This is a genomic window from Paramesorhizobium salinisoli (assembly GCF_003335045.1).
Lineage (GTDB): Bacteria > Pseudomonadota > Alphaproteobacteria > Rhizobiales > Rhizobiaceae > Paramesorhizobium > Paramesorhizobium salinisoli.
Genome location: NZ_QOZG01000034.1, coordinates 1 through 8616 on the forward strand (window position 1 = coordinate 1; position 8616 = coordinate 8616).

Below are 8616 nucleotides of genomic sequence, written 5' to 3' on the forward strand. Positions count from 1 at the left end.
AGGCGTGGCTGGAAATTGAGGACTGGCAGGAAAGCGAAATCGAGAAGGACGAATCGCGTGACGGTGTAATCGGGCGCTTTGCCGAAAACGCGATCCGGCTCGCGACGTTACGCGCCTTAAGCGAGGAGCCAATCGTTGAGCTCCGCATTCCGGCGCTTACTGTACGCGTCCAATTCGTCGTCCGTCGCGCCGCGTAGGCGCAACAATTTCACGTCGCTTTCAAGGGCGGCACTCGCGATCTTGGCCAGTGTGATTGCCATAGCGACGCGCTCCACCGGGACGCCATCTTCGATGACGAGCCGTCCTATTGCTTCATGATTCAAGGCTTTTCTCCCGTTCGGCCTGCAGCGACCTTCGATGAAACTGGCGTCTCCGCCTTCGGGTCTTTACCATCGCGACCGCGTCGAACTGCCATGCGCCACCCTTTGCCGCTATCCGGCTTATCAGTGGTCGTATCCTGAGCAATCCAGTAGTGGCCACCCCACGTGACACCGTCACCGGTTTCGTAAGTCGAGCCATCCTTAAACACGCCGCGGTCCAGCGGTACGGGCAGTGAGAACGTAAACTCTTTGACGCGATCACCCTTCGCAAAGCGAAACGTAAAGCGGAATGGACGGTCGCTCCGGGGGGCTCCCAAGCAGTTTTCAATGGGATGCGACACCAAGGGACATCGTAACGGTCTGGTGGGACCTACCAGCCGACAATAACGCTATCCCGAAGCCTTCGCTGCCTGTTCAATCTGGCCAAGAGGTGATGCGCCTCAATTCTGCAGGCTTTATTCTGACAAGGCCCGGCTATACAGTTGACAATTCGTCTGGTCGGCAGCGGATCATCGACAGCACACGCAACCCACCTCTGTGCCTTATGGCGGGTGAAACAGGCGCCTTTGCTCCAGGCGCTACGGCATTCGTTCCGGCGCCTCCTGGGATATCGCTATCCGCTGATTGCGTGGTCGAGGTCATGGCGCGGGTGGACGGACTGCCGCAGTATGTGCCATCGCTTATCATCTCTGGATATACGCCAGATTTCAATGTCGCCCTGACCTATAGCGTAGCCCCGAGCGGGGTGACTTTCTACAATGAAGGTCAAGCGAACCTCATCGTTCGATACATTGTGTTTGGCGTGGACTTCAGGGCACCTACGACAGGCGGCGTCTTGGTGGAGAGGCGCGACAATGACGGCGCGCAGGATTTCATCCAAATCAAAAAGCCCGGCACCAGCGACACTGCTCCGCTACCTAATGACATCCTGCTCGACACGCGCTTTCCGACGCTCCAGATTGTGGCGGAGGGGTTTATTCCGCTGTCCTCGTTCACTGAGACCCTCAGTGGAGACGAGTTGAAGTTGGGAAACAAGGCCGCGACTATAAACTTCACAAACAGCGGTTTCCGCCCATACCTAAAGTACGCGGTTAATTTCCCGGGGTGCATCTTACCGCCGATGTTCGCGCAGATTTATCATTACCCCGATAATTCGGGCAGCTACAACCATCGGCCCACCAACCAAAGTTGCATTGCTCAGGTTACCGACACATCGGTGAAATTTTACATCGCGCCAGGGAATCCAAGCACGATGGTCAATACAGGATCTGGTACATGGGACTGGGGTGTCCAATACCCAGATATTGCAGGCATCCGCTACTACATCTTCGCCATACCTAAGTAGCCACTCAAAACCACAACACCTAGACCACCACAACCCGCCGCGTGCGGGAAGGAGAACTTATGTCTGAAAAACAACATTACGCTCGATTCGAAGCACCATTCGGTGACAAAATCTATCCCTTCCAACTGGGATGGAGCGAGGCCGCCAGTTTCGAGGAAGAGCATAAGGTTTCACTTTACCTCCTATGTCGGCAGATGGCTGCCACGAGTAGCTGCGAGATTAAACATCTTCGCGACATCCTGCGATGGGCGCTGATCGGCGGCGGAATGCCCTCAACGTCAGCGCTAGGTCTGATCCATCGCTATGTCGAGGGGCGGCCAATCGGCGAGTTTTTTCCGCTCGCTCTGCGCATTCTAGAGGCGGCATTCTTCGGAAACGAAGAGGCGAAGGATGGCGACTAACAACGGGCTGGCCGCCGTTGAAAAACGAATGCGCGCGGTTGTTCAGGCAGCACGCGCCGCTGCCAAGCTGGCCATGGCCCAAGGCGCCGATGAGATCGTTGCAATGATGAAATCGCTCGTGGCCGTTGATAAAGGCGACTTGCGCGATAGCATTGGATGGACTTGGGGCGACGCACCCAAATACAGCCAGCGCGTCGGTGCCGTGAAGTCGTCAGCAGGTGACCTAGTCATCACGATTTACGCCGGCAACAGCAAGGTTCGATACGCACACCTGGTAGAATTCGGATCCGCTCCGCACATCAACGGCGGCATGTTTCCCGGCACACAGAACCCCGGCACACCAGCGCGTCCATTTTTCTTCGTCTCATACCGGACAAACAAGAAGCGCGCGAAATCTAGGATTACGAGGGCGGTAAAAAAGGCCGCGAAGGATGCATTCAATGGCAACTGATTCAGAGGGGCTTTTTCTCACGCTTGAGGCCCGCACCGCGAAGCTGGAACGCGACATGGCGCGCGGGCGCAAGATCATACGAAGCAAGTTCTCCGCGATGGAGAGAGACGCTAAAAAGAGCGCTGGCCGCATAAGCGCGGCTTTTGCTGGAATTGGTGCTGGTGCAGGTGCGTTCGGTGCAGGTGTGCTAGGAGCAGCTTCGCTGGCCGGAGCACAACAATTAATCGACACCGCAACTCGGACAGAGAATGCCCTAAAGGTTGCTGGGCTATCTGGAACGGACCTAACAAGGGTTTACGACAGCCTATTTGCGAGCGCACAGAAGAACGCCGCACCGCTTGAATCGCTGGTCGAGCTTTATAGCAGAGTGTCGCTGGTTCAGAAGGAACTTGGGGTGTCGTCCGAGCAGTTGCTCGGCTTCACGGATAATGTAGCAACGGCGCTTCGTGTATCTGGCACGTCGGCTATACCAAGCTCCATGCAGGTTCTCGCTGTCCTTTTTCTTCTTCCCCTTTGCCCTAGCTGCTAAGGCGTCGAGAACGGTCGCGTCGCTTAGGCGGCCTCTAACCTGATCGATGGAAGTGAAGCGATCATCCGCTTGCCGGGGCTTGTTGGCCGCATCGAGAATAGCTGTCTGTTCGAGGAAGGTGAGGGTGTAATCGAAGAGCATTTCGACGGCGGCCAGGGGCATCTGGTGAAACAGGACATCTTCCGTTGAGCAACCCTTATCCCAACGAAACACGGTGACACCCGCCTTTTCCAACTTTCCAAGAATCTCGGTGTCCGCAGGATCCTGATCGGAATCCAACAGTAAGCCCACCTGGTAGCCCAGGCCGCAGAACTGTCCCGCGAGCGCTGGGGCATAGTCGACGCCGCCTCCATCAGCCAGCGCGATGCCCTTGAGAGCCAGGCTGTCGAGATTCTGGGCGACCCAATAATCATCCAGTCCCTTCAGGAGGCCGACTTCGGTCTTTCCCTCACATATCAGCACTGTGGGAGCTAGATATGCTTCAGGCATCGAACGAGGAGGCGCCTGGGGATCCCGCTTGCTATATTTCTTGTTGGCAGGCCGAACCGTCACCTTACCGTCCTCCGCGCGGCGGACGATATGCAGATCGTGAACGCTCAGCTCGCGGATAACAATGGGCGAATGCGAAGTGATGAACACCTGAGGACTTATGCGATCCTTCGACTTCAGGTGCTTCAGAAGGCGAACGATCCGGTGAGGCTCGAGCCCGTGCTCGACTTCGTCGATGATGGTCAGGCATAAGGACGATTTGGAGTAATCCTGCAGGGCCGCGACGAGTAGCCTTGACGATCCCATGCCCAATGCACGAAGGGGAACTTCCCCATCGTGAATGGCGACGCTTCCCTTTGTAATAGCAAGGTTCTGGACGTCCAGACCGGCAGCGATCGTACCCGGCAGTGCGAGGCCCACCTTCTTGGCAGCCAGCTTGACGCTCTCGAGGCTGCTTTTGAAAAGCGTCGCCGCCTCTGTCTTGAAATGATTGCGGGCAAGTCGGCCGGCACGGGCGAGAATGTCCTGGGTGGCCGCGGCTCCTTCGCTCATGCGGGCAAGTGTGGAATTCCGCCCCCAACTCAGATGCCGGTCCGCATAGACACCCAAGCGAGCCGGGGCAACGCTTGCTCTGTGCGCATAAGTCAGCGAGCGCTCTTTCATGTCGCCCGCAGCAACACGCTCATTCCAAAGCGTCCACTTTCCCTCAAGGCCCTCATCAATGCTGAGCATGATTGATAAGGCATGTTGGCCCTTCTCGGGCAAAGGGGGTTCGTCGACGACCTTTCCATCGTCAGAGATGCCCCTCAGATACGGAGCATACATCGCATCCGAAATGAATTCGTCCGGCAGGTCAGTTAAAGTCACAATGATTTTGGTGGCTTTATTGAACTCGCCTCCAAAGAAATCTAGATCGTCGAAGCTCAAGGTGTGGCGAGGTGAAAGCGCCAGTTCGACGGCATCCAAAATGGTAGTCTTACAGGAATCTCCTGGACCGATCAGACAATTGACCCCGGCCGCAGGCGCCCAACATAGTTCCTTTATCCCTCGGAAATTCTCAATTTCTACGTAGCCAACGCGCATATAATTTGCCCCCTCTTCTAGGTTAAGTTGAGGATGCAGGGACGTCAAACCGAAATGCCGCAAGAGTTTAGATGCATCTCCTCTGTCCGGATGGCTATGCACGATGGCAGTGCTGGGGATAACCTAACGCCGTCACCAGTACTATGTCCGCTCATGGGGGGCGGGACTACCGCTATGAGCGACAGGCGGCGTGTTTCTGCCGAAGCTCTTTGGCCATATGAACGCCAGCTATCTTCGCGCAGCCGCCCAAAATCCGCCCCTCTGCTTCCTACCCCTTGCGGCCGGTCCGTCAAGGGGAAATACCTTGGCCAAAGGGGCCATTCTGCCGATTCGTCAAACTGCAACAGGCTGCATGTCAATGGCTTAGTGGGCGCCCCAGGCAAACAGCGTGGCAATCGACACCGTCATTTCACAGATCAAAGTAGCTCTCCCACGGCCTGCTCTTCTTATCGCTGGGGTCAAAGGGAACACCGCTATAGAGCCGCATGAACTCCGCCCTGCTCTCTTCTGTGGGGAGCCTCACGATGGTGAAGTGGCACCCGTTATAGTAGGCCGTGCCATCCAGTCGATAGCCGCCAAGCCTATCACGGTCAGCAATCAGCTGGGCCAGGTTCGTTCGATGCCAATCCGTCAAATAGAGGACGACCTGAAACGGATATTTCTCATTGATCAGCGTCATTGGCCAGTCACCACGCGAACGGCTCATCGCGGATGCCCTGGCTTCCAGCCGCGTGTGTAGCCGGGAGAGACTGCAGCGGCCGCGATCTCGATTTCCCGCAGCAGATAATCCCTATCCGCCAGGAGTGCCTTTATAGCGGCGCGGGCGTCCCCGCCGTGGTAGGCAAGGACTTCTTCTAGCTCGTCGTCCAATTGCCGGGCTGGCGCGTTCATCGAATTCTCCGCTCATGTTAAGCGGACACAGCCGTCCCCAAAATGCGTCCGTGGTTTCATCGCCCCCGCAATGTTCCTATTTTGTTCTGGTGGAGGGTGAGAGTCAAGGGCGCGGCTCGGACCGTGTTCTCACGCTGACGCGGGCTCTTCATTGGGATGGCACTGCCGAATTGGCGAATTGATAATCTTCTGTAAGATATCGTATTTACAGCAATCACACCAAGTAAACGAAGTGCGTTTGACGTGAACTAAATATATCGACAATGCTGCGTGGGATGAATTTTCATTCTGTATATACGTGATGCTTAATTAAATAATACGGAGAAGTAATTATGAAAAATTATTTAGCTATGGCCGGAATTTCGGCGATTGTCCTGTCTTCAATGATTGGATTGGCCAATTCTCAGGAGCCGGCCAAGAATCCACCCAAGGTAGGTGAAAATGACAGTTCAAACTTGTGCAATAACGTAGCGGGAGGGACAGCGTTTGGCGGCTACGTCGCGTCAGTCCTGCCGGGCTTTAGCAATGATCCTAATGTGTTTGCAATAAATTTCACAGATGACGCCAGCAAGAGCGTATCTGGTCCAATTTTTTCAAGTCTAACGCTGGATACGGCTGCAGGATCTGCGCTCTATACCGGTCTATTGGCCTCGCTCGTTTCAGGAATGCATTCATATATATACTGTGATGGAAACGGAAAAATCTTCACGATGATAGTTAATCGCTGACTATAATGCGTATATCACTGCTATGTTTTTTAATATGTAAAATATTCCCATAGAAGTATTCATTCAGGAGAAAATGCCATGCGCAGAAAAATCATGTCTGCATGCCTGGGAATGGCTGTTCTGATCGGCGGATTTGACGTGGCCCACGCCGTCGATATTACCTTCGAAAATAATACTCGTGACCCCTTTGATCTGACACTTTTTTCCCAGGCTCCCTGTGTAACCAATCCGGGTCCAAGTCAATTTACGGTCGCCTCACGAGAAAAGTACGTGTTGAAAGTGGGGATTACGTTGGATTGTTATAACGACGGGGGTACTTCGCTCAGTTGGCACTTCAATCAAAAGAGACACCGTTTTTCCGGCTGGTTCTCTAATGCCTATCTTAAAGCGCTAATAATATATAACGAGACTGTAACTCAGCTCGGAAGTCCTTCAACGACTCAAATTAAAATTATTCCGTCTGAGTTGCCCGATCAAGGAGACAAACGCGAGTGGTTTCGTGCCTCGTGTGCGGGTCTCTCCGTGCCATGCTTGAATACGCCATTACCTAACCGCGGGGAGCACGGAGGTAAAATTATGGTGCCCACTGTTAGCGGAGAGTTCTCCACCATTAACGGCGGCATCTATGGCAAATGAGGTTCTAAACACAAGCTCAGTCAAAATGCTGGGCAAGAACCCGCATCCAGCTCGATAGCGCAGAGGGCCTTTTTCCCGCTGGTCCGTTACGGCCAAATAGAGTGCCAGCGTTTTTCAATCGTGGCCGAATGAAAGGATCCAAATCGAATATATGATCCGCTCTATCTGCTAACACACCAGATTTCGCCCCGGACGCCCATGCGGTGATCGGGGCTCTTTTTTGCGTTTAAGCGCCTGGAGAAGATATTGAAACGTATAAAGTCCAGATTTATTCAAAGATACACAATATTTAAAATCCAATTATAACTATGTTAAAACAAAGCATTAGCGAATGCGCTTTTAAGATTGAATGAATTGTTAATAAATACTTAACTCGATCTTGTTCCATTTGACTTTAAGGGGGGGGTGCATGACTGCTAATCCGACCAATAATGAGGCGATTGAATTTATATTGGGCATGCTGATAGAGCTAAACAAAATGTCCGAAGGTAAAGGGTTCGGAATGTTGTCGTACTTCATCTTGATGGCAATAATAGAAGCCAAGGATATTCTCCGGAGCCCAATTGCGGAGCAAGAGGATGAGTTAGCCATGGTCCAGGAGATATACGCCAGCTCCTTTGACACGGAAGCGATAGGCTGAGTTGCCGACGACGCTAACTCATTGGAACTAAACCGCCTGTGTTTCTGTGGTGCAAGAATGACGGCAAGTTGCCGGCAGTGCAGGAATTCTACCAGAGGACAAGTTGGCTCCTTAGGCACAACCGCTAATATCCTTATGTCATTTTTTATCAGGGGGAAGGTGCGTAAAATTTTGCTTGGGGTGATTTTCGCCATTGTCGCAGCCGGCTCAGCTTTTGCTCACAGCGGCGGCACCGATTCAAATGGATGCCATACCAACCACGGCGGCTGCCACTGCCACTAGGAGATCTGCGGTCGAGACATGAACCCCGCTCCGGCGGGGTTTTCTTTTTCCAAGGGCTGACTCGACTCTCGCGTTCTGATTTGCTTAGCTCCCAGAATTCAACTTGTGGGAGGCGCCATGGACGCGACTACACAATCACTCGCTCGGGCGATCGAGGAAATAAAGATAGACGTTGCTGCTGATCAGATATTTCTTCAAATGATCTGCAGCTATATGAAGGCCGTCGGTTTTTTAGATCGGGAGTTCCTGGATCATATCCTGGCGGGGGCGGAAAAAAGCCTTGAAGAAAGCCCGGACAAGGATGCCTTTTAAGCGTACTTCGAAGCCGATTTGATAGCCTGATACCGGCTGTCGACTAGTCGGTATATCGCGGTATCTTTCGGCTAATGAATGTAGATCGGTATCGCTTCGATTGGCACCTCAAAGGGCGCCTTTCTCTCTTTGGCCATGTACATTCCTTCCAGGGGGAGCCGATGGAAATCTTTGACGTGGCCGCATCTGTCATAACCATTGCCATGTTTCTGGTCACGGTGATCCAGCTGATTAAGATCTGGATGGAGCGGTGATCGCCAGATACATCTCCTTCCATCAGATTCAGCGCGGCGGGTTTCTCATTTCGGCCCGGTAAGGGGCAAGAGCTTCAAGCCGTCGCCCGTTGCCCCTTCCCTTTCCGATCCAAAGTCCTGGTTAGAACGTGAGCGTCCGGCGAAAGCATTTCCGCTTGGTCGAGCCGCCGAAGCTATAGGACGCGCTTCACCTCATCTGCCATGACGCGCTCGATCATCTCGAGGTCGCATTGTTCATCGACGAGGAACTGGCGG

At 53.6% G+C, this 8616-nt stretch carries 11 protein-coding genes and 1 pseudogene; 9 read left to right on the top strand and 3 right to left on the bottom strand.

The features are described from left to right. The 5 genes from DUT91_RS26445 to DUT91_RS27605 form a co-directional block, all read left to right on the top strand. The coding region (locus DUT91_RS26445) for a hypothetical protein (RefSeq protein ID WP_210207968.1) at positions 1–197 on the top strand (197 nt) is incomplete at its 5' end. Between the two features lie 556 nt (positions 198–753). Continuing rightward, the gene (locus DUT91_RS23885; RefSeq protein ID WP_147272266.1) at positions 754–1665 is read left to right on the top strand and encodes a hypothetical protein; all 912 of its coding nucleotides are present in this window, start codon (positions 754–756) and stop codon (positions 1663–1665) included. 59 nt (positions 1666–1724) lie between these two features. Continuing rightward, positions 1725–2066: a gene transfer agent family protein gene (locus tag DUT91_RS23890; RefSeq protein WP_114442900.1), complete on the top strand. Its 342-nt coding sequence runs from the start codon at positions 1725–1727 to the stop codon at positions 2064–2066. Beyond that, complete coding sequence (locus DUT91_RS23895) at positions 2056–2517, top strand: HK97-gp10 family putative phage morphogenesis protein (protein ID WP_114442901.1); 462 nt, start codon at positions 2056–2058, stop codon at positions 2515–2517. Before DUT91_RS23890 ends, DUT91_RS23895 begins: the two co-directional genes overlap by 11 nt. 97 nt (positions 2518–2614) lie before the next feature. Then, positions 2615–3046, top strand: a complete 432-nt coding sequence (locus DUT91_RS27605; protein WP_425373838.1) for a tape measure protein — start codon at positions 2615–2617, stop codon at positions 3044–3046. A 618-nt stretch (positions 3047–3664) separates the two neighbouring features. Here the strand turns inward: DUT91_RS27605 and DUT91_RS27610 are convergent. The 3 genes and pseudogenes from DUT91_RS27610 to DUT91_RS23910 form a co-directional block, all read right to left on the bottom strand. Further along, a pseudogene (locus DUT91_RS27610) lies at positions 3665–4618 on the bottom strand (ATP-dependent nuclease); the annotation flags it as partial. Between the two features lie 409 nt (positions 4619–5027). Continuing rightward, positions 5028–5297, bottom strand: a complete 270-nt coding sequence (locus DUT91_RS23905; protein WP_245419980.1) for a hypothetical protein — start codon at positions 5295–5297, stop codon at positions 5028–5030. Between the two features lie 23 nt (positions 5298–5320). Continuing rightward, complete coding sequence (locus DUT91_RS23910) at positions 5321–5509, bottom strand: hypothetical protein (protein WP_114442904.1); 189 nt, start codon at positions 5507–5509, stop codon at positions 5321–5323. Positions 5510–5841: 332 nt separating this feature from the next. On the opposite strand from DUT91_RS23910, the gene DUT91_RS25650 reads away from it, so the two are divergent. From DUT91_RS25650 to DUT91_RS23930, 4 genes are all read left to right on the top strand, one after another. Further along, entirely contained in the window at positions 5842–6237 is a 396-nt protein-coding gene (locus tag DUT91_RS25650; RefSeq protein ID WP_147272267.1) for a hypothetical protein, read from the top strand. Positions 6238–6315: 78 nt separating this feature from the next. Further along, positions 6316–6873, top strand: a complete 558-nt coding sequence (locus DUT91_RS23915) for a hypothetical protein (RefSeq protein WP_114442905.1) — start codon at positions 6316–6318, stop codon at positions 6871–6873. 409 nt (positions 6874–7282) lie between these two features. Then, on the top strand, positions 7283–7513 hold the full coding sequence (locus DUT91_RS23920; RefSeq protein WP_147272268.1) for a hypothetical protein: 231 nt from the start codon (positions 7283–7285) through the stop codon (positions 7511–7513). 399 nt (positions 7514–7912) lie between these two features. Continuing rightward, on the top strand, positions 7913–8107 hold the full coding sequence (locus DUT91_RS23930) for a hypothetical protein (RefSeq protein WP_114442907.1): 195 nt from the start codon (positions 7913–7915) through the stop codon (positions 8105–8107). Positions 8108–8616: the final 509 nt, after the last annotated feature.

What these genes read in the sequence shown, in the direction of transcription:
- DUT91_RS23885 (WP_147272266.1), top strand. Translation starts at nt 754, where the DNA reads ATGCGCCTCAATTCTGCAGGCTTTATTCTGACAAGGCCCGGCTATACA.
- DUT91_RS23890 (WP_114442900.1), top strand. Translation starts at nt 1,725, where the DNA reads ATGTCTGAAAAACAACATTACGCTCGATTCGAAGCACCATTCGGTGAC.
- DUT91_RS23895 (WP_114442901.1), top strand. Translation starts at nt 2,056, where the DNA reads ATGGCGACTAACAACGGGCTGGCCGCCGTTGAAAAACGAATGCGCGCG.
- DUT91_RS27605 (WP_425373838.1), top strand. Translation starts at nt 2,615, where the DNA reads ATGGAGAGAGACGCTAAAAAGAGCGCTGGCCGCATAAGCGCGGCTTTT.
- DUT91_RS23905 (WP_245419980.1), bottom strand. Translation starts at nt 5,297, where the DNA reads ATGACGCTGATCAATGAGAAATATCCGTTTCAGGTCGTCCTCTATTTG.
- DUT91_RS23910 (WP_114442904.1), bottom strand. Translation starts at nt 5,509, where the DNA reads ATGAACGCGCCAGCCCGGCAATTGGACGACGAGCTAGAAGAAGTCCTT.
- DUT91_RS25650 (WP_147272267.1), top strand. Translation starts at nt 5,842, where the DNA reads ATGAAAAATTATTTAGCTATGGCCGGAATTTCGGCGATTGTCCTGTCT.
- DUT91_RS23915 (WP_114442905.1), top strand. Translation starts at nt 6,316, where the DNA reads ATGCGCAGAAAAATCATGTCTGCATGCCTGGGAATGGCTGTTCTGATC.
- DUT91_RS23920 (WP_147272268.1), top strand. Translation starts at nt 7,283, where the DNA reads ATGACTGCTAATCCGACCAATAATGAGGCGATTGAATTTATATTGGGC.
- DUT91_RS23930 (WP_114442907.1), top strand. Translation starts at nt 7,913, where the DNA reads ATGGACGCGACTACACAATCACTCGCTCGGGCGATCGAGGAAATAAAG.